This is a genomic window from Brevibacillus sp. NPDC003359 (assembly GCF_042878995.1).
GTDB lineage: Bacteria > Bacillota > Bacilli > Brevibacillales > Brevibacillaceae > Brevibacillus.
Window position 1 is genome coordinate 131,360 of record NZ_JBIAOR010000002.1, and the last position, 20,593, is coordinate 151,952.

The 20,593-nt window shown below is 42.3% G+C and carries 21 protein-coding genes and 3 pseudogenes; 7 read left to right on the forward strand and 17 right to left on the reverse strand.

The genetic code is table 11. The features are described 5' to 3' along the window. Positions 1 to 132: 132 nt before the first annotated feature. The gene (locus ACFYU8_RS10210) at positions 133 to 924 is read left to right on the forward strand and encodes a DUF2935 domain-containing protein (protein ID WP_390297768.1); all 792 of its coding nucleotides are present in this window, start codon (positions 133 to 135) and stop codon (positions 922 to 924) included. 244 nt (positions 925 to 1,168) lie between these two features. Further along, positions 1,169 to 2,062 (forward strand): discoidin domain-containing protein, encoded by an 894-nt coding sequence (locus ACFYU8_RS10215; RefSeq protein WP_390297771.1) that lies wholly within the window; start codon positions 1,169 to 1,171, stop codon positions 2,060 to 2,062. 108 nt (positions 2,063 to 2,170) lie between these two features. On the opposite strand, the gene ACFYU8_RS10220 is transcribed toward ACFYU8_RS10215, so the two are convergent. Further along, positions 2,171 to 2,596: a DUF2059 domain-containing protein gene (locus ACFYU8_RS10220; RefSeq protein WP_390297774.1), complete on the reverse strand. Its 426-nt coding sequence runs from the start codon at positions 2,594 to 2,596 to the stop codon at positions 2,171 to 2,173. Positions 2,597 to 3,093: 497 nt separating this feature from the next. Between ACFYU8_RS10220 and ACFYU8_RS10225 the strand changes: the two genes are divergently transcribed. Beyond that, positions 3,094 to 3,522, forward strand: a complete 429-nt coding sequence (locus ACFYU8_RS10225; protein ID WP_390297777.1) for a NucA/NucB deoxyribonuclease domain-containing protein — start codon at positions 3,094 to 3,096, stop codon at positions 3,520 to 3,522. Between the two features lie 65 nt (positions 3,523 to 3,587). On the opposite strand, the gene ACFYU8_RS10230 is transcribed toward ACFYU8_RS10225, so the two are convergent. From ACFYU8_RS10230 to sigK, 13 genes and pseudogenes are all read right to left on the reverse strand, one after another. Further along, on the reverse strand, positions 3,588 to 3,845 hold the full coding sequence (locus tag ACFYU8_RS10230) for an SOS response-associated peptidase family protein (RefSeq protein ID WP_390297780.1): 258 nt from the start codon (positions 3,843 to 3,845) through the stop codon (positions 3,588 to 3,590). A gap of 139 nt (positions 3,846 to 3,984) precedes the next feature. After that, positions 3,985 to 4,581 carry a hypothetical protein gene (locus ACFYU8_RS10235; protein WP_390297783.1) on the reverse strand — a complete coding sequence of 199 codons (597 nt, stop codon included), beginning with the start codon at positions 4,579 to 4,581 and terminating at the stop codon, positions 3,985 to 3,987. A 46-nt stretch (positions 4,582 to 4,627) separates the two neighbouring features. Next, the gene (locus ACFYU8_RS10240; protein ID WP_390297786.1) at positions 4,628 to 5,164 is read right to left on the reverse strand and encodes a matrixin family metalloprotease; all 537 of its coding nucleotides are present in this window, start codon (positions 5,162 to 5,164) and stop codon (positions 4,628 to 4,630) included. Between the two features lie 525 nt (positions 5,165 to 5,689). Further along, positions 5,690 to 6,241: a hypothetical protein gene (locus tag ACFYU8_RS10245; RefSeq protein ID WP_390297789.1), complete on the reverse strand. Its 552-nt coding sequence runs from the start codon at positions 6,239 to 6,241 to the stop codon at positions 5,690 to 5,692. Positions 6,242 to 6,397: 156 nt separating this feature from the next. Further along, the gene (locus ACFYU8_RS10250; protein ID WP_390297792.1) at positions 6,398 to 7,117 is read right to left on the reverse strand and encodes a hypothetical protein; all 720 of its coding nucleotides are present in this window, start codon (positions 7,115 to 7,117) and stop codon (positions 6,398 to 6,400) included. Positions 7,118 to 7,436: 319 nt separating this feature from the next. Beyond that, positions 7,437 to 7,835 (reverse strand): hypothetical protein, encoded by a 399-nt coding sequence (locus tag ACFYU8_RS10255; RefSeq protein WP_390297795.1) that lies wholly within the window; start codon positions 7,833 to 7,835, stop codon positions 7,437 to 7,439. After that, a pseudogene (locus tag ACFYU8_RS10260) lies at positions 7,828 to 8,101 on the reverse strand (hypothetical protein). Before ACFYU8_RS10260 ends, ACFYU8_RS10255 begins: the two are co-directional and overlap by 8 nt. 124 nt (positions 8,102 to 8,225) lie before the next feature. After that, a pseudogene (locus ACFYU8_RS10265) lies at positions 8,226 to 8,453 on the reverse strand (DNA methyltransferase); the annotation flags it as partial. Between the two features lie 894 nt (positions 8,454 to 9,347). Beyond that, a pseudogene (locus tag ACFYU8_RS10270) lies at positions 9,348 to 9,680 on the reverse strand (sigma-70 family RNA polymerase sigma factor); the annotation flags it as partial. A gap of 257 nt (positions 9,681 to 9,937) precedes the next feature. Further along, on the reverse strand, positions 9,938 to 10,492 hold the full coding sequence (locus tag ACFYU8_RS10275) for a GNAT family N-acetyltransferase (protein ID WP_390297798.1): 555 nt from the start codon (positions 10,490 to 10,492) through the stop codon (positions 9,938 to 9,940). A gap of 198 nt (positions 10,493 to 10,690) precedes the next feature. Beyond that, on the reverse strand, positions 10,691 to 11,527 hold the full coding sequence (locus tag ACFYU8_RS10280) for an MBL fold metallo-hydrolase (RefSeq protein WP_390297801.1): 837 nt from the start codon (positions 11,525 to 11,527) through the stop codon (positions 10,691 to 10,693). A gap of 315 nt (positions 11,528 to 11,842) precedes the next feature. Then, the gene (locus tag ACFYU8_RS10285) at positions 11,843 to 12,238 is read right to left on the reverse strand and encodes a VOC family protein (protein WP_390297804.1); all 396 of its coding nucleotides are present in this window, start codon (positions 12,236 to 12,238) and stop codon (positions 11,843 to 11,845) included. 368 nt (positions 12,239 to 12,606) lie between these two features. Then, positions 12,607 to 13,317 carry an RNA polymerase sporulation sigma factor SigK gene (gene sigK, locus ACFYU8_RS10290; RefSeq protein WP_007727902.1) on the reverse strand — a complete coding sequence of 237 codons (711 nt, stop codon included), beginning with the start codon at positions 13,315 to 13,317 and terminating at the stop codon, positions 12,607 to 12,609. A 182-nt stretch (positions 13,318 to 13,499) separates the two neighbouring features. Here sigK and ACFYU8_RS10295 point away from each other — a divergent pair, with 182 nt between their 5' ends. Further along, positions 13,500 to 13,697, forward strand: a complete 198-nt coding sequence (locus tag ACFYU8_RS10295; RefSeq protein WP_390297807.1) for a hypothetical protein — start codon at positions 13,500 to 13,502, stop codon at positions 13,695 to 13,697. Between the two features lie 20 nt (positions 13,698 to 13,717). Here the strand turns inward: ACFYU8_RS10295 and ACFYU8_RS10300 are convergent, their stop codons facing one another. The 3 genes from ACFYU8_RS10300 to ACFYU8_RS10310 are packed head-to-tail and all read right to left on the reverse strand — an operon-like array spanning position 13,718 to position 15,990. Continuing rightward, on the reverse strand, positions 13,718 to 14,212 hold the full coding sequence (locus ACFYU8_RS10300) for an ankyrin repeat domain-containing protein (RefSeq protein ID WP_390297810.1): 495 nt from the start codon (positions 14,210 to 14,212) through the stop codon (positions 13,718 to 13,720). A gap of 13 nt (positions 14,213 to 14,225) precedes the next feature. After that, positions 14,226 to 14,654 carry an immunity 22 family protein gene (locus ACFYU8_RS10305; protein WP_390297813.1) on the reverse strand — a complete coding sequence of 143 codons (429 nt, stop codon included), beginning with the start codon at positions 14,652 to 14,654 and terminating at the stop codon, positions 14,226 to 14,228. Positions 14,655 to 14,670: 16 nt separating this feature from the next. After that, positions 14,671 to 15,990 (reverse strand): SMI1/KNR4 family protein, encoded by a 1,320-nt coding sequence (locus ACFYU8_RS10310; protein ID WP_390297815.1) that lies wholly within the window; start codon positions 15,988 to 15,990, stop codon positions 14,671 to 14,673. Between the two features lie 190 nt (positions 15,991 to 16,180). Between ACFYU8_RS10310 and ACFYU8_RS10315 the strand changes: the two genes are divergently transcribed. Genes ACFYU8_RS10315 through ACFYU8_RS10325 form a run of 3 tightly spaced genes read left to right on the forward strand, consistent with a single transcriptional unit; the run spans position 16,181 to position 20,519 of the window. Then, a complete protein-coding gene (locus ACFYU8_RS10315) occupies positions 16,181 to 17,881 on the forward strand; it encodes a molecular chaperone HscC (protein ID WP_390297818.1) in 1,701 nt (566 codons plus the stop codon). Beyond that, a complete protein-coding gene (locus ACFYU8_RS10320) occupies positions 17,881 to 19,806 on the forward strand; it encodes a tetratricopeptide repeat protein (RefSeq protein ID WP_390297821.1) in 1,926 nt (641 codons plus the stop codon). Before ACFYU8_RS10315 ends, ACFYU8_RS10320 begins: the two co-directional genes overlap by 1 nt. A gap of 20 nt (positions 19,807 to 19,826) precedes the next feature. Next, a complete protein-coding gene (locus tag ACFYU8_RS10325) occupies positions 19,827 to 20,519 on the forward strand; it encodes a DUF1266 domain-containing protein (RefSeq protein ID WP_390297824.1) in 693 nt (230 codons plus the stop codon). The last annotated feature ends 74 nt before the right edge of the window (positions 20,520 to 20,593 follow it).

A 20,593-nucleotide genomic window follows, 5' to 3' on the forward strand; every position in this document is an offset into this window, starting at 1 on the left:
TGAACGCCCGAGACAATCGCTAGAAGAAATGGGCTTTGTTCTTATGTAGATTCTGTGCTCATGCCCACTCACGGAACTGGGTAAACACATAGAAATACAATTATCCACCCAAATTCTTAATCGGAGGTCCATATGACAGATGTATTTGTTGATCGATCATTAGAGGAAATACGTTTTTGGTCTCGCATCATGAAAGAACATTCCTTGTTTCTCAAATTGGGCTTTAACTGTGAAGACACAAAATTAATTGAAGAAGCGAATCGCTTTTACAGCATTTTTGAAGAAATTGAAAGTCAAGCACTTGCCTTTTCTTCTGATGCAGACCCTCAACGAATCTATGACTTTAATCAAATCGTTCACAATGCCGTTTCGTATATTTGGGCCTTTAAACGCAAAGTACTCGGACTCATTATTCGTTGCAAAATTGGTGGTAACAACTTTCCACTGTTAGTCGATCATGTGAGCAGGGAAGCCAACTATTTTCGGAATCGATTAGAACAACTGAATACGGGAAACCTTGATCCCTTACCTGATGCGGTGATTAATGAGAATGTCTTCTTTCTACGAATCATGTCTGACCATGCCAAATTTATTAACCATTTGCTCGATCCTTCCGAAAGAAAGCTAGTGGACCAAGCTAGAGAATTCAGTCATGATTTTGATCAATTATTATTCCAAGCACAGGATCTTGATTCCATGCGCCCCCAGTCTCAAACGAAACCACTACTGAATCAATTCGTCGATCAAAATCGCGTATCCGTCCGTCAATTGCGTGACTTCAAAAAAACAGCTCATGATCTTATTGAGGAATGCAAAATAAAAAGCATCATCCCCCCATTGCTCGCTGACCATGTATTTAGAGAAGCCTCGCATTTTCTAGAGATTTTAGATGCCTTTGAGGTATCCCTTACACACGCAAAGTAGCGAATCTGGAGGAACATCTTCTATCTAACAAAATTCACAATCCAATTCTCAGAAATAAGAATAACCCGTCTCCTAAAATCAGGGACGGGTTTTGTATTTCTTGAACTAACTAAATAAATTCCCAAGTTTATCCTTTTATTTGTAATTTATCCCTTTTTATGTTTTGCTTAAACGAAAGAACTATACTATATTTTTATTGGAAATAGACGAATTATCCAGTTTTAACAATTCAAGGAGGTTCTTGATGTTTTTAGCAAAAAGGTATCGTAAGCAAATTTTTAGTTTGGCAATCATGTTTTCTGTTATATTTTCTGGTCAAAGCATTGGGCATGCAGAAGATCAAAACTCAGTTGATTTAGTTCCAACTATGACGAGTAACACATCACCTACAGGCATCGCAAGTGCGAATAACATTTGGAGTACAGAAACTGATGCATATAAAGCCTTCGACGATGATGAAAAAACCTCTTGGCATCCGGCTAATATTAGTAGTTTCCCTTATTATTTGGGATATGAATTCCCAACTGAAACAGTAGTAGGAAAGTATACGATAAAATTAGCCTCTGACATGACCTATAGACATTTAGAAGCTCCTACCACTTGGATGTTGGAAGGATGGAATGGTACTAACTGGATTAGCCTAGATGTAAAAACGAATATAACAGGATGGAAACTTGGTGAGAAAAGAGAATTTACATTTAATAACTCCAAGCCCTATAAAGCGTATCGTTTAAATATTACTGCCAATAATGGGCATGGCAATACTCATACTGTAATTAGTGAAATTGAATTCATGGAAGGAAATGCTGAGATGCCAGATCCAGATCCAAATCCAAATCCAGATCCGAATCCGAATCCAGACCCTAATCCAGAACCGAATCCAGACCCAAAACCTCAGCCATCTGGTGATAACGCACTTCTTGTTATCAAGATGATCAGTGGACTCGAGAAAGAGTTTGAATTAACTGCATCCGAAGTGCAGAACTTCATCGACTGGTATAATGATCGTGCAGACGGACGTGGAAAAGAAACCTATATGTTCGATAAGGACTTTAACAAGGGACCATTTACTGCTAGAAAAGATTATGTAGCATTCAGTAAGATCCAATCCTTTGAAGTCATGGAATATACCAAATAATACGATGAGGCACCTCCTATAAGACAGGATGGTGCCTCTATCACCGAACCCACCTCGATAAAAAAAGCACCCAAGAGGTGCTTTTTAGTCTATCTATAGAGTTAGCCATTACTTTAACATAAGATAAATAACCGTATCGTGACCTCTTGCCCCTCTAATTTCTACCGCGTTTGATACTGCGATTACATTATTGTTTTGGTCTAAAGCATAAGCATGTATTCTGTATAGTTTTCCAATACTGAAACTATAAATTTTTGTGCTAGTAGTGTACGAGGTACCACCCATATCCTCATATCCATCGGTTACATTGTAACGAACCCACTTATATCTATCTACATTTGGAACATGATTAAAACGCACCTCAATATCTTGAAACACATCTTCATACTTTTCATCTTCGTTAGAAGATACTTTTGATGCTGAATATTGAGCGGTTGCAGTAGTTGCAGGTGATTGCTGTCCCTCCTGTGCAAATGCAGGAACCGCTGAAGTCAATAATGCCACTATTGCTAAACTTGTCATAAACTTTTTCATCGTAAAACACTCCTTCTTAATCTTCTTTTTACTCGCCATCGGAAGAGAAGCAAGTTGATCGGGAGTGGACTTGGTAGCCGACATCTGAGCAATGGTATCATCGTAATCAAGGTGAGTCTCAGTGTAATTCGCACCAAGACTAAGATAGATCCCTCACTAATGTCACCTATCAATTTACATTTACTTCCAATTACACAGACATCATAACACGCATTTTTAAACAATACAACTGTACTATTTAAAATTTTTCTGGATTTTTTATTGTTGCAATTCCCGGAGCCATTTTAAAAATCTTGTGTTTAGTAAACATTGACAATCAAACAACAGCCCTCCAATATGTTTGATTGAAGAGTGATAGTTTTGAAACGATGCGGATATTTAGCATAATTGCCGATGTGTTAAGTGCTTACAGAAGGTTATAGGCAATCACAACGTTTCGATATAATGTTTGGCGGTGTTATTATTTGAAAAAGAACTTATATTTGGAGGACAAAAGCATGACACAGAGAAAAATGCTGATGTTGATTGTGGCGCTGTTGATAGGCGCCGCCTATTTCTTTGGACTTGTGCCAACAGAAAACAAAACAGTCAGCAACGGGAACGTTGACCATACGATTGTTTTTCCGTCTGATCGATACCCAGAGACGGCAAAGCATATAAAAGATGCGATTGCTTCTGGGAAGTCTGCTTTATGCACGATTGACCGCGATGGAGCCGATAAAAACCGTAATGAGTCCCTAAAAGGAATTCCCACAAAAAAGGGGTATGATCGGGACGAATGGCCAATGGCCATGTGTGCAGAGGGTGGCACAGGGGCACATATCAAATACATATCGCCTTCAGATAATCGAGGAGCCGGATCGTGGATTTCCAATCAGTTAGAGGATTTCCCTGACGGAACAAAGGTTGAAATCGTAGTCAAATAAAGTCCGTTTTGTGTGACCGCAGATTCCAGCTACACATAAACATTTCGCAGTAAAAACCCGTCTCCTTAAAACAGGGACGGGTTAGATATTTCTTGAATACATTCTGGCATGTCATTTTTTGGACTTCCAACCATTACTTGAACAGGGTAGGCTTTCATTTGTTCGTGATCATATGGTACTAGCAATGATTGGAGCAAGTCAGAATTAAACTTATCACGATCTAGCCTTATTCCCTCGTCTTCATGTCGCAGTATCACGGGCATATGATCATGAATATCAGCAACTACATCGTTTGGCTTTGTTGTGATGATTGTGCAGGACACCGTGTCCTCCTATATGCACGACTGTTAAATTGTCTGTTACAATTGCAACAATCATATCGGGAAAAATTAAGTGGGACTTGCAGGATTAAAACACTTGCACTCGCGTGTTTGCGGGGGCAAGTGTCTAGTGTCATTAATTTTATTCAAGTCCTAATTGACTTTCGCTTTTTACCTGCAATCCTTTGGCCACTCCGTTAGGAGACTGCAACTTACCTTCTTCTTCTAGGAATTTTCCTTGATATACCCCTTTAATTACGTACGCATCTTCGGCAACAGGACCTTCATATTTTTCTAAGTATACATACGCTTTTTCACCTGTTTCGAATACTTCATTACCTTCGAAAGTATACTCTGTTCCATCTTTATATCCGCCGGTCTCTAGTATTTTGATCACATTTTCCGGATCTACATCACCCTTATACACTTGCTTGACTTTTGCATCACTAATGGTAAATACGACGTTTTTATACTGGAAGCTCTCCGATTCATTGATTTCAACCTCGGCAATCACTTCAGCGCTTTCATTAAGCTTTTTGATACTGTCGAAACCCTCTACTACATCTCCCGATACATCTACTTTTTTTATAGTCTGCTTATCGCTTTTTGCTGGATTATGAGATGTTTGGTCGTAAGCACGACTCGTTTCGATTTTATTAGAATCTAAAAATAGATAGCCCCCACCGACAAGAACACCTAATGCAAGTGTAGATAATATGATTTGCTTTTTGTTCTTCATTACATTCTTCATCCTTCCCGTATGAGATTAATTCACTTTACATCTATTATTTGTATATCGATTTAATACCAGCAATATCATCTTTTCCAGGCTCTTTTACTTTCCGCCCATCTTTAGTAGTAGACATGACTTGTTGAGGATCTTTAACATGGTCTAGACCAAGAACATGACCGAGTTCGTGAGCAAAAACACCTTCTTTTTTACTTGCACTCATATCGTCCATGTAATAAGAGTTTAGATTCATCGAAGCATTTCTAATTAAATCTGATCCATCGTACGGAGTAACTGATGTTTCGGCAGTCCAGCCTGTTTTTCCATAGTCCTCCTCTTTGAAGATGAACACTCTGCTCTTTTTTGTATCTCGCCCAAAGGCTATATATTTTTCCACAGCATTATTCCATGAAGCTAAAGCGTCCTTCAACTCGTCTTCGTAATCACTACTCATATCATCAGCGTAGTTAAACCTAACTACACTATTATCCCAATAGTACCCTGTAGTGGAATAAGCAGAAGTGTTGTTTGGTACGGACAGTAAAGTGGCAATTGATATAAATCCTAGCATCAATGAGGTACTTTTTTTCATTTTACTTCCTCCATTTCTATTTTGTTACAAAAAATTAGAATACTATAACGTTTTCAAACTGTAAATATATGGTGTTTTTCCCCTTGCTTACTTTGACGAATTATTCTCACTTTTGTTTCACGACTAGTTCACCAATTTCTTCTGGGGAGTTGCTTTACTTGATGTCAACAAAAAACCCTCCCCGGATTGCTCCAAAGGAGGGATTCGCCTTTTAGAATGCAATTAAAATTAACTCAAAAAAACCCGTCTCCTCAAAACAGGGACGGGTTAGATATTTCTTGAATGGAATCAGGAACATCGTTTTTAGGGCACCCGACCATTGCTGGTACAGGATAGGCTCTCATCTGATCATGGTCATATGGCACGAGCAGTGACTGCAAAAGATTGGCGTCAAAGTTCTCCCGATCAAGCCAGATTGCTTCATCCTGCTACCGCAGTATTACAGGCATCCGGTCGTCTGCTCATACACAGATTTCATTTTCATGGAATAGTGAGCCTCGATTCAATGACTCTAATCATTTCTAGTTACAAAAAATCAACACAATACAACCACTGAGTAGCCCGTTTTATCCTGTCTTCATAATATTTATTGTTAAAACCGGACTTTATCATCAATTCACTGAATTTTATGGTTTCTACTAGGATGAATTCGACAAATTCCTTTTTAGGCAGAATAGTTTCTATCTCAAAATCAAAAATCGGGTCAGCCACTTTAACTGAATATTGAATTGTATTATTCGGAAGATCTACTAGTGAGAAATAACTCTGTGTAGTGAATTGAACATTAGCAAAATTAAATTTGATAAATTGACTCACGAGGGATAAAAGATCGCCCCAAAGATCCATATCGAAGACATGTTTATGCAACAATGTATCCTCGTTGAAGGTAAGATGAATTGCTGTATCAACATACCGGCGCTCTCTTTGACACGAGAGGTATTTATTCATTTCTTCACTATCGTCCAATGGGACAAAAACTAAATCAAAGCAGTCAATTAAGGTTTTGTTTTCTTTACACATTTCTTCTTGGTTTATGAACTGATTTGGTATTAAAATATATGTTTCTTGTGCGAACATATGGCGTTCCCTTTCTATATACCAATCATAAGTTTAGCTCGTAATCAAAAATATATATGTAATCGTAATATATTTCCCTTGTTACTCGCAACATTTTCGCCCTGTTTCATAAGGTATAGCCCTCTTTTATTAAAAAGAGGGCTATCAAATCTATCTTTAATCGTATGTTGCTTGGTTGATTTCTGTTGGATACAGTGTTGTTACATTACCGTCTCTAACCACCAACGTATACATGACATCATCACTGTAGCCAGTTACGGTATGCTTACCGTCCAAACCAAATTCAATAATGTCATTAATATTACCTCTATTGTAGTGACTTACATCCTTAATAATTTTCTCAATTGCTTCTGGATTAGCACGTTCCTCCGGGATAAAGGAATGTTCTTTTCCCCATCTGAATAATCCTGTCCAATATTCCGAAGTATGTTTACCTAAAATGTGAGTCAAGCCAAATTTATCAGGGTCTCCGAACGTAAGATACATATAATGATTAGATGAACCAAGCCTATAGCTTCTTATTTCCTCATCTTCGCATACGCCATACCAACAATTCTCTTCCAGATTATACTCATGTTTTACAATCGCTTCTAGCTTTGCTTCAGACATCTTTTCATAATGCTTACCACCAGCGATGAGAACACCTGCGGCTGTAATAATATATGGAATGAGTGGAGCAACTCGTACTTGTACTTCTTCTATTACCTCTTCTTCAGTTACAACTTCTTCTGTCAACTTGACTTCTTGACTTTTCTTTACCAATTTAGAAACTTCGACTTGCTCTTCTGCATAAGCTGCCGCAGTTGGCGAAAGAATTACTACAGTGGTTACGGATAAAGTTAAAACTATACTATTTATCTTTTTAATAAAACTCACAATTTCACCTCTGATATAATTAATGATAGGTTTAGGTGAACACCATTTGCATGCATGCTTTTGCAATTATAATAAATAACGGTATAATTGGCAGTATATAGATATAAATATATAATTATTTTATGATATCTTTTGGCAATCTGACTTGCGTGTCCCCCTCCTAAGCTTCTTGAAACGTGTTATTTAAACTCAATTTGCATAAAAAATTCCCTCCTCCTTGCACCTTTTCTTTTTAGGATTCCTCGCCATCTACATGACCACCATCTCACCACTTCATGAGGTTGTTTTCAAAAAAAAGAGCGCCCCGATTGGATGCTCTTTACTCTTCGATATTAATCATCATGCGAATTAATTTGAGTACTGCTACCGTCAGCATAATAAATGCCAACATACTACCAGCATAGATAAGCATATTAACCTTTTGAAAATAAACATTAAAAGAAAATCCACACAAAAACATATCTGAGAAAATCATCAGACAAAACAATTTAATCACGTTATATAAATCTTTCTTATTTTTCGAAAACTGATCTTTATGTTTTTGAGTTGCAGCTATCAAAGCTGCGTACCCCAACATCACAGTTACCTTTATTTGTGCAATTCCTTTAGTAAATTCCCCCCATGAAGCAAAATTTTCATCCCTAACAAAACTCAGCATAATAAGAAGCAGTGCTATGTAAACCAAAACATACAAAAAGAATTCCTTCAATTTAGCCATCTGCTCCCTCCTGTATATTTTTTACGTACAGAAGTGAAAATAGTCTCAAAAATTCCTTTTGCAGCTCAATGTCCAGCTCGATCAGCTTTTTCAGGTCATCCACCGTCTTAATCTCGATATGGCCTGATTTTAACCCACTTTGCAATAGCTGCTTATACGACTTTCCCATATTGCTCCTTTGATTCAATGATACTTTCGATGACGCCAATCTCGTATTGAAGAAGCAAGTCATCAGAAAAAGAGGAATGTTTGTTTGTATTTTTCAATGTGACACCCTCGGATTCCCTATAAAATGGAAGAAGAGATAGCGAGTGATGATGAGGTATCGCTATCTCTGCCGGGGTGACTCGGTTGCTTAGGGGGACGTTGACGCGTCTCCCTTTTGCTATTTTAAGCAGCTTCACCAAGTCTTCTAATGAGTACAGGTACAAGGCCTGTTGCTTCGAAGAACCTCCTCTTGATGACATCACAGTATTTTGGATCAAGTTCCATAGTTCTACAGCTACGCCCCATTTGTTCCCAAGTTATGAGTGTTGAGCTGCTGCCGCCAAAGAGATCTACAACGATGTCATCCTTTTGACTACTGTTACCGATCGGAATTGCCAACAATTCGAGTGGCTTTCGGGTAGGATGAACGTACTTGCTGAAGTCCCCACGTGAGACCTCCCAGACTGATTTGGCTCTTGTTGCTCAACTAGTAGACCTGAGCACCAAACAGTATTCTGCTTGCGATCGCCATACCATGCCGGAGCTTGTCCTATCAACTGCGCATAAAATACCAGTTCATATTTGAATTTGTACTGAGCAAATCCAAATGTAGCTGCATTCTTTACCCAGACACATTGCGTACGGACACGGACCACAATACCTGCTTCGCTCATTTTTTTAGTTTCAAACTCACGTTGATAGCTAGACGGATTTATACGTAAATTGCCGCTTTGTCATCCATTAGGTCCGAATAGTTCTAAAATGTGCACCCTAGAACTCCTCAAATTGTTCCTTTGCCATATCATCGTTCATTATGCTCGCCCTGCCTGCCATCTGCAACAAGCTCTGACGAAACACTCTTGAATGCAAAGTTATAGGGCGGGTCAGTTACAACCAGGGCCGCCTTTACTCCATCCATTAGAGTTGGGACATCATGTCGACTGGTAGAATCTCCACATTTGTCTCGGGCTCATTGGATCTCACCTAAAGGCTGCTGAACGTCAAAATCATCGTCAACGTTCGGTTACTCTCCCCTTCCACCTGCGTTTTGACTGATACAATAAAAGCATCCTGATCACAAGCAAATAGAAAAGCCACCCAGTATCCGGTGGCTTCATCTCATTCACTTGTCTGTATTTTTTTCAGAATGTTAAATATAACCATTTAAAGCGCTTCTTGTGTAAATTTTTGTAGTAAAATGTAATTTTTCGCAACTCATTATCATTCACTTTGAATGGAAGTATAGAACAAGCTACGAAAGGTTTCCCTCAAAATAGCGGCCTCCGCTGCGAAAAACTACCGATTCTACGGCTGCTTCATCCGATAAAACTCATTAAACAACTTCATTAACGCTCGCTTTTCAATACGGGATACATACGAACGAGAAATGCCCAGCTCACACGCAATTTCGCGCTGTGTCTTTTCTTTGTCCTGATCCAGCCCAAACCTGCCGATGATAACCTCTTTTTCGCGCTCGTCGAGGATGTGTATGTGCTGGTAAATTTTATTGGACTCCAGCTTGAGCTGTACAGCGTCGACCACTTCGTCGGTTTCTGTGCCAAGGACGTCGATTAATGTGATTTCATTGCCTTCTTTATCCGTCCCGATTGGGTCGTGCAAGGATACGTCTTTTTTGGTTTAGGAGTTGTTTCAGGAAAAATCTTCAGTCGTACAAAATAAGTTTTAGACTCATACTCACATCTAAAAAGCCGCTGACTATGACTTGAAAAATAAAGTCTTAGACTGCGGCTGCTTATTTTGCGCTAACGTTCTCCAATAGTTGAAAAGTGCTGTTGATCATGACGTTCTACATTTATTCCTAGACTTGGGGAATGTCTTAAAGAAGCTGCCATTATTTCGGCTTCTTAAGACATATGCTGAGGATCAATCACTTATTAATCAAGCAAGAGATACCAATATATTGCTATCTCATCACTCTCTTTATCTAGACCTCTGTAAACGTAGGAATCGAAACCTCCGATGACAAAACCACAACTTTCATAGAATTTACATGCGCGGACATTATTACTTTGTGTCTCCAGCATGATTCCCGTCATACCGCCATCCTTCATCCAGCGTTTAGCCTGTTCGATTAATTTTTTACCAACACCGTATCCTCTATATTGCTTGTCAACTTTGATATCTTCCACATAGGCATATTTGTTCCAATTTCTTTTCAAAACAATTCGACCCACAACTTGATTATTTACGAGCGCTAAATAAATGATTTGATGGGGATTGTCGATATAGTTCGAATAATCCTCAACAGTATCTTCTTCAAGCTGTTCATCATCGTAGCTTTTATTCCTAAGAGGTCTCTCCTTCACCGTATATCCGATTCGCTGTCCCATTAGTTGCAAGACAAGGGTAGAGTCCACGATAAAGCTACCATCAATGTTTGTACCACCCTCATCGTCCCCAGCCCTCAGTTCTCTAATTAAAATATCCATATTCGTCCTCCTATATTTTTATAAGGTGAGAATAGAGATATTATGGGGGACCACGGACTTAACGGAATACATATTGCTCCGTCATTTTCATAACCTCCTAGTATTATTTAGCATTTATGATTCTCTAGATAATTGTACAATCATTGCTTAGCAGGTGCGATAGCTTTTCAATTGTTAAGCCCGTTAGCTTAATGAATCTCATCTAAATTCAAGAGTTAAACCCACTCCAACCTCCAATACATTCGCCACATCTGATAATGCAATTTTCGATTTCAAATCTGTACAATGACAAGCATGTAAATATTTCGGTTTGACAGTCTGAAAATATTCCACGGTTTTGTTCATCTGGTATTCTCCAGGGTTTAGCAGATGAAACCCTCCGATTATATCGAGAATCCTATCGTCTCCACAAACTTTTTTGGCATATTCAATGGTATTGCAGATTCCTGAGTGTGAGCATGCAACAATGATGACAAGTCCGTTTTCAGCTTTATAAACCAGTGCAGAATCATCCAGCAGGTAGTCCTCTGAGATTTCGCCATCTCTTGCAATTTGTCCAATAGCGTTATCCGCTTCAAAAGGCATAGTCCTTTCCATTTCACCTAGGAAGACCAACTTCTCCGTCAGCCACACCGGCTTTTTGGTGTATTCCAATTTAAAATGCCTAGTGATTTTCTCAGCAGTTAGCAAACTCCCTATTTCTTCTCCATTCAAGAGTTTGCTGTAGAATACATCGGGATGAGCAATAATGGTTGGAAGTCTGAATTCTAATTGTTCAAGTTTCGCTTCAGAAAACATTCGTATGAGCGGATCCAATCCCCAGGTATGATCGTTATGTCCATGTGACAACGCAACGTAATCAAGTTTTCTCAAATCAATTCTCATCTTTTCTGAATTGCGAATGAATGCATCTGAGTATCCTACGTCGAACAGTATCCTCTTATCTTCATCTTCGATTAAATAAGAAACAGCTGGCTCACCAACAAAGTAGCGGTCGATGTAAGTGTTATTATCAACCAGCACAGTTAATTTCATTGAGATATCCTCCTCTTCATGTCGTAAGACCTAATGCCCCTCCACAAAACCAAGCAATTATATTATACCGAAATTTCTGCCACTAAATGGACGAAACTGCCCGTTAGCGTAATGACTCAAGTTAGTCTAAAACATTATTTTCTTAGTCTACAACTACATTTTCACAGTTTAATACTTTATTTTCAGTCAACACTAAATACCTTTCTCAGGCCTGCATTGCCGCCGTTTTAATCTCTTGCTTCAGCAATGGGAAATCGAAATCCATCGGGGCGACTCCTTCCGCGAACCCGTTAGTTCAATACTTTAAATCTGTTCCTATGGCAATTGTTTCGCGATCTCCCAGGCATGTCCTGCCGGATCGATGAATGAAGCCGTTCGCACTCCCCACGGCCGGTCGAATGGACCGTTCAGTAGAGCAACACCACGTTTTTTCAATTCTTCACAGACCTCATCCACGTCATCGACCCAAATGGTGAGTAGGAAACGGAATCCGGATTCACGTGTTGCGACTGTTCCCGGTTTCATCAATTCGTGTGACTCGGAAATATCCAAAAGGTTCACGCTCATATTCCCGAAGTTAAACACCGACGAGACTTCGTCTTCATATACGGCTTGAAATCCGAATACTTCCTGATAGAACGCCTTCACCTTCTGAAAATCCTCAACAAACAGCGTAATGACATCCACATTCATAGATCCTAAACTCTTCATATGAACACCCTGCTTTCTGCTTGTAAATTGTTATCATTAATTCAATCATAGCAGATATGAAAATTGATACTTCTTATGAATTGCTTTCTTTTCACTAAACCGCCACTCCTGTTTTTGTAATCCCCACGGTGATTGGACTTCCTTTAAATAACTCCACATTGACGATAAGTTTGAATTTGGTCTGGTGTTCGATTTGTCATTTGATTTTCTCCTTTGTAAAAGTAATTTGCGCTATGATCAGCAAGCAAATAGAAAAGCCACCCGGCATCCGAGTGGCTTCATCCCATTTACTTGTCTGTATTTCACCAAAATGTTAAATATAACCATTAAAAACGCTTGTTGTGTAAACTTTTGTAATGAAATGTTATTTACCGATTCTGCGGCTGCTTCGTCCGATAAAACTCATTAAACAACTTCATTAACGCTCTCTTTTCGATACGGGATACATACGAACGAGAAATGCCCAGCTCACGTGCAATTTCACGCTGTGTCTTTTCTTTGTCCTGATCCAGCCCAAACCTGCCGATGATGACCTCTTTTTCGCGCTCGTCGAGGATGTGTATGTGCTGGTAAATTTTATTGGACTCCAGCTTGAGCTGTACAGCGTCAACCACTTCGTCGGTTTCTGTGCCAAGGACGTCGATTAAGGTGATTTCATTGCCTTCTTTATCCGTCCCGATTGGGTCGTGCAAGGAAACGTCTTTTTTGGTTTTTTTCAGGCTTCTTAAATGCATGAGGATTTCATTCTCAATACAACGCGCAGCATACGTAGCCAACTTGGTGCCCTTATCCACCTGATAACTCTCGATTGCTTTGATCAAGCCGATGGTACCGATGGAAATCAGATCTTCACTGTCCTCACCCGTGTTCTCGAATTTCTTCACAATATGCGCCACCAAACGCAAATTGTGCTCAATCAGCTTGTTGCGGGCGTAAGGGTCGCCTTTGGCCATGAGTCGGAGGTACTTTTCTTCTTCGGTGTCCTGAAGCGGTTGCGGGAAAGCATTGTTCTTAACATAAGCCACGAAAACAAGAAGTTCTTTAAAAACAAGGGAAAGCGCCGCGATAATGCTGGACATGGCTGCCACCTCCACGTCTGGAATAGCTTACTTCTATCCTTATGTGGGCGGCAGCCTATGCGTGCCTGTACGCAGGGAGTTGTTGTCGATTAATTCACTGTTGCTTGTATCGCAAAGAATTGTTTCGAAAAAATGAGATATTTTGGTAAAATGAACAAAACGAATGACTGGAGTGATCACCCTTGGTAGAATTTGGCGCCGTATCGATCGAATGGGGTACTGTGCTCATTCAACTCGTCATGTTAGTACTGCCTTTAGCACTCGTCATTGCTTGCTGCTTGTTCATCGTAAGACGTACGGCAACCAAGCAAAAAGCAATCGACGAGCTGGAAAAACGTGTCGCAGCACTCGAGCAAGAAATAAAGCGTCCGAAATCATAACGGACGCTTCCCTTTTTCCCCTATTCAAATAAAGCCATCATCTCTTCGTCTTCTCTCTCGCGCGCAATATCGTATGGTGTTTGCCCCTCATGATCCTTGTTGTTAGGATTCGCACCTTTAGCCAGCAGCAACTCTACCACATCCACTCGCTCTTCACCATCCGCTACCTGAGTGTGCAGTGGGGTACTTCCATCATGAGCGCTGGCGTTTATGTCTGCACCATGAGCGATGAGGGCCTCTGCAACCTCTGGATAGATCGCGATATGCAACGGGGTAATACCCTCATCGTTTTTCGCATGGACATCCGCACCCTGCGCGATCAAATATGTAATGAGCTCTACATCATCCGTCATCACTGCTCTATGCAGTACGGAAAACTCATACTCATCCTTTTCATGCAGCAATTCCGGCTGTTTCGTCACGATCTTTTTTACGAGCTCAACGTCTCCCACTTCTGCCGCATCGTATAAAGCTGCGAAATTGTACGCCATTTCTGTCTCTCCTATCGTAAGCATTCTTCCCTGCTCCTTACCGCTCCTCTGTCTCAAATACAAATTTGGCGAGCAGGACCACTGGTGAACCTTTTTCTTGTCCGTCTTCTGTGAGATCGAATAATTTTTCATTAATCGGACCGTACCGCGATTCATTGCCGTACAGCAAAATCACATGCGGGTACGTGCCAATCTCCTCTGTTAGCTGTTTGGGCCATTCTTTTCTATCCAGTGTTGCATTCATCGCATATTCGTTTTCCAAATACGTGAAAAAGTCCGCTCTGGCCTCTGCATCCTGTACCTCATGCACTTCAAAAAAGTCCTCGTCTACCCATTCAAGGCCCGACGCTGTTAAAAAGCCAGACGGTATCACGTCCCCGTTCTCATCGTAAACCGGTGTCAAAAAATCCGCTAGCTCATCAGAAGACTGCAAGGTCGTTCCCCATACCGTTACCACATTTCTCATTGTCTTTCCCCCTCGCCTATTGCTTTGCTGTTTCCAAGGAAGAGCGAATGCGATCTACACGCTCCTTTTCCTTGCGCAGAATGGCTTTCTCGTATGCTACATCTAACAACTGATTAATTTCTTGCCAATTCGCTTCTCCAGAAGGTGTCTCACCATTTGTCAGCATTTTCCCCCAAGCACTTAATGCAATCTGCCTTTGTGCTTCATTTCCGTCCAGCCAGCGAATAAGATCGTTCCATTGTGGACATGACACCGCGAATAGCTCATCCCAGCCTTCAATTGGGTACGCCACATGTGGTTCCATCCACAAAATGACTTCTCGGGAGCAAAAGTGATGCAAATGACTATTGGCAGTATATCCTACCAGGCATTCTTTTCTGGCAACGACTTCGTCCATTTCAGCCAAAACTCGCTGCATGCCTTCTTCTTCTGGCAAACAAGCTGCCGTTACATAAGCACGTAGGCTTGAGCCTAGCCGTTCATAATGTGGCCCAGACTCCCATAGCGAGCGTACCCAGTTCTCCGCGTTCTTGCCAACTGTCTCGACAATGAGCTGGCACCAGAGCAACAGATTGCTTGATGAGATTTCCTCCTCGATTTGCGTTATCCATTTAAGCAAAACCGGCTCCCAATCGTACTGAGCAAATGCCTCTTGGATACGTTTATCTCCTGCACCGTGCATTTTGGCAAACAAGACCAGCTTCTCGAAATCTTGCGCAGCCTCTTCAAAGGTTAGCGTCCGATAGGTTCGCAGCCATTCTTTCCACTCTTGTGCGACTTGCCCTTCGACATCGAGTCCCTCTGCACTTGCAAGTGCCTCATAATTCCAGCACTCCGCCCCAATACAGCCCAGCTCCGTAACACGTTCAACGAACTCAGTGAAGCTTTTACCGAGCAATAGAAACTCGTCTGTCTCATGCCCCCAGGAATAGACAGGCGGGTCATCCGCGGCTGTCGATAAATCGAACAGCAGCATGTCGCCATTACCGCCAACGTGAAAACAGAGATACCTTTTCTCGTCCTCACTCTCTTCGTCCCCGCCAAAGTACGGCCACTCAAACGCATCCAATGACCAGCCCAAATCCCCACTGAGCGAAAATGGATCTAACGCCCGAGATGGCAGCGACCAATTTAATTGAACTTGACTGCTGCCCGCAAGCAAAATAGTACGGATCGTCGCGGGAAAGCTGATCCCGAGACTTTCCTCTCTTCTTTCGATTTCTTCCAGCCCCGCCGGTGGTTCTATGGTGAGCGGCCAAACCCGGGCTCCTTGTCGCTCCATATCATGCATAAGTAATTTCCACGCTTCAAACCACTTTTCCATTTGCTGCTGCATTGGCATAACGACCTCTCTCGTTTGTCGTTTTCTATCTTACGAATTCTATTTCTATTTTCTTTATCTAAAAATCGATTTCATATCCTACTAAAGCACCAATTATATCCATTTTTTTCATGGTAAAATTATCAACAAAGACTCTAATTTTGCCGATATTAGTAGAAATAACACGGAAATGAGGACCTAGCTGATGACCACCATTGGAATTGATTTGGGCACGACAAACAGTCTGGTGGCCTACTGGACTGATAATGGACCAGTGCTCATTCCCAACGCTCTCGGAGAGACACTGACTCCTTCTGCGGTCAGCGTCGATGAGAACGGCGAGATCTTGATTGGAAAAATCGCCAGAGAGCGCCTCTTGACTCACCCTGATCGTACTGCTTCTACCTTCAAACGGTTTATGGGGACAGAAAAAAGGTACCAACTAGGAAGATATTCCTTTTCTGCAGAAGACCTTTCCTCCTTTGTGATTAAATCTTTGAAGGCGGATGCAGAGGCTCATTTGGGACACCCCGTTCACGAAGCGGTTATTAGTGTGCCTGCCTATTTCAACGACACACAACGCAAAGCAACGAAACGAGCCGCGGAGCTTGCTGGCCTGAAGGTAGAGCGTTTGATAAGCGAACCGACTGCCGCCGCGATCTCATACGGGCTCCATCAGGAGGAATCCGAGACGCAATTCCTCGTATTCGACTTAGGTGGCGGAACGTTTGACGTTTCTATCTTGGAAATGTTCGAAGGTGTGATGGAAGTAAAATCAATCGCTGGTGACAACTTTTTGGGCGGAGAAGACTTTACCGATCTGATCGCCTCTTATTTCATAGAAGCCCATAGGCTCGATATCAACACGCTGGACAGCAAGACTCTTTCGTCTATCCACAAACAAGCTGAGTTGTGCAAGCGCGCCTTGTTTTCTGACCAAGAAGGGAAAATGAGTGTCAATATCCAGGGAGAGCCAGTTCAAACGACTCTCAGCAGGAATCAATTGGAAGATCTCGCGTTTCCTCTACTGCAACGACTGCGTCAACCGATCGAACGTGCTTTGCGAGACGCATCCATCTCACCTCAGGAATTGGACGCGATCGTGCTTATTGGCGGTGCTACGCGGATGCCGCTTATCAAATCCATCGTAAGCAAAATATTTGGGCGACTGCCCTATTCCCATATTAATCCCGATGAAGCTGTCGCATTGGGAACAGCGATTCAAGCAGCACTCAAGGAACGCAACGAAGCGTTAAACGAGCTCGTTCTGACAGATGTTTGCCCATACACACTCGGTACGGGTATTGTACAAACCATGGCAAACGGCAAACACGAGGATGGCTACTTCTTTCCGATCATCGAGCGCAATACACCCATCCCGGTCAGCCGAGTAGAACGGCTATACACCGTAATCGATTATCAACGCTCCATTCTCGTTGACGTGTATCAAGGGGAAAGCAGACGTGTCGAACATAACCTCAAGCTTGGCGAATTGAATGTAAAAGTTCCCCCTGCCAAAAAGGGCGAAGAGTCTATCGATGTTCGTTATACATATGACATCAACGGGATTCTCGAGGTCGAAGTGACCGTCGTATCTACAGGTGTCAAAACAAAAGCTGTCATCGAAAAAAATCCGGGCAGCCTAACAAAAAAAGAAATTGAGGAACGTTTTCAAGCTCTTCAAAACATTAAGATCCATCCCAGAGAACGAACCGAGAATCGATTACTTCTCGCAAAAGGCGAGCGTATGTATGAGGAAGCGTTGGGTGAAGACCGTATGATCATTGCGAACTACTTGCGCCGTTTTGAAAGTGTCCTCTCCACCCAAAATGAAAGAGACATCGCCAAAGCAGCAGAAGAATTGAAGCAGCAGCTGGATATGTTTGAAGGGTGGAATGAGTATTAATGGGGATTTGGGAGATTCTCGGGATTGAACCAACAGACAATCCTGCCCAGATAAAAAAGGCGTATGCCAAAAAATTGAAGGTGCACAATCCTGAAGTTGATCCTGAAGGCTTTCAGCGATTGCGAGAGGCGTATGACCTCGCCTTGAAGTACACGCGCAATACCAAGCGGAATCGTATGAGCGAAGAAACGTCGGATCATGAATCGGTAGAAGAATCTGTTCACCTCCAGCCGCCGAGACGTCTTTATGAGCTGTGGCATTCTGAACCAATAGAAGAAGAGCAGCCTAACTACGATCCACCCCAGCGGTACGATTTCACAGGGAGCTACGATCATTCCGAACGTTCCTTGAACCTCGATGACATGGTGGAGCGTTTTTTCCGCCGTACACACGAGCTGTACGATAACTATCACGAACGCATCCAGCTTGAAAACTGGCGTGAGTTACTGAATGACGAGGCCATGTGGAATGTCGGCTGCCATCAACTCATCGATACGCGATTTCTCCACTTTTTAGAAGAACACTATCATTTGCCTCATGAGGTATGGAAGCTGCTCGATTCCCATTTTCAATGGCGAGAGAAATCGGAGAAGTTCGCAAGCCAGCTGTCAGGACGCTTTGCCGCTTACCTGAACGGCCAGCTCAATCAGACCTTCACGCTGCGCTACCACACTTTTGAGAATCGCGATGACTTGGATATTGAAGCGTTTCTAGAATGGCGCAGCGATGCGTTATTTGCCCTCATGGAAAATGATTGGGAAACGGCACAGAGCTATTTGGCAAAAGCCCATGCCCTGTACGCTCTTGACCCCGATTTGATCCGTTTGGAGGGCGAATATTTTTTACGAACCGGAAATAAGAATCGTGCCTTTTACACCTTTGATCAATTAATACGTCTTGATCCCGATAACGTCGATGCTTATCTGTATCGTGCCCGTTTTTTCCTCGAAAAGGGAGATGCAGCTGATGCGATCAGAGATTGCGAGGAGATCCTCTCTCGCATGCCAGAACTGTCGGACGCTCGCAGCTTGCTGGGTAAGGCATATCTTCAGCTCGGCGATTGGGAGAAGGCTCAAGAGGTTTTTCAGGAGATCCTTCTGCATAATCCCTCCGATATCGACGCGAAAATATGCCTTACGCAAATACAATCACCGTTTGCCAGGATGACTGGACCCGTAGCGAACAAACAAGCCAAAGCAGCTAGGAGAAAAAACTTGCAAGCACTCGAGCTTCCTGGCAAGCTAGCAAGGCTCAAGCAATTTTTTCAAATCTACACGAGACGTAACATTTGGACGATGATTTTTCTCCTTCTCCTGCATGCCGTTGTATCCATGAATCTGGATATGACTTCGGAGCAGATGTTTGACTCCTTGGTCAATAAATTTAAGCCTGTCCAAATTAAGACGATGGACGAGTTGAAACAAACTCCCCTTGGCTACCAGGTGGAATTTACATTGACCAAAGCTTCTTATATCAATATGCTCCGTGTCTATGACAAAGAAAAGCATCCCGAGCCAAGAGCCGAGTTCATTCCTGCTCCCAAAGCCGAAGAACGGGATCTGTTAAACTCTGACACCGGCTATGTGAGTGTGGGTTACCTGGATCAACAAGCGATTATTGTCATTACGGACTACGACCATGCCAAAGAAATACATGACAAAAAATCCATTACGATGCAAGGAACGCTCAAGGCCATACCGGATGGCGAAATGTTACCTGTCATTGCGAATGCTTTGGAAGAACGCAAGCATCCGTACCAGTCGATTCTCGTGACCGATACGTATATCAATGCCAAGCCTGACTTAGAAGAAAAAGGATGGCAGGGGTCATGGCTTCTGGGCATTCTCGCGATGATTTCCATGTTGTATTACATCCGCATCATTCGTGAGATTCCCAAAACACGCAAAGCATTGACATTCCACTAAAGGAGGCAGAGAGAAATTCCATGACAAAAGAAGCAGAAGACGAAAAAGAGATCGACCCAAAGTTAAGCCGCTACTTGCATGCTCTCTCCTCGGTTTGTTTAACCCAGAAGCATCTCGCGTATTATTTGGCAATCCACGACTACCACCGCCTTCGCGATACGTTTCTGCGGCTTCGAATTGATAACAGATGGGACACGGGTGATGCTGCCAAAACGCAAGAGCGCTTGACCTGGTTTCTGGAGCATGGGCGAAGAGCCGAATTTGATCAGCATCGTTTCGTATTATCTGCGCTCAGTGTTGCCAACCGTTCCAACTACATCGCATCCTTAAAAAAAGGCGACACGGAGTCGGCCCGGCAGTTGATCGTGTACGCATACATGAACAGACTCCCATATGCCGGCATTGCCGCCTTTGATTACGCCTGGTATCTCATTATTTGCAAAGCTGGCGCCCAGCAGTCCTATCTTCCCAAGGCAGATGCCGTAGAAAGCATGCTGGACGTAGCCAAGCGAATCCAACTCGCTTATTCGAGCTGGGAAGAGTATTTATTTGCGTATGCATGTGGCAATCTTTACGACGAAGCAGGCGCGGCCAAAAATACGAGTAAAGCAACCGAAGCTCATATTTTGAAGCTCCTGACGGGCAAGTACAGCCCGATCCATGAATTTGACTGGAAGTTTGATCTCACACCTTACCTGCCCTCACCCAATTAATCTCTCTGTATCTCTTCCCTGCTCGACCTAGCTTGGTCTTGGCGTAAGCGCTCGTGATTTTTGGCGGATTGCCG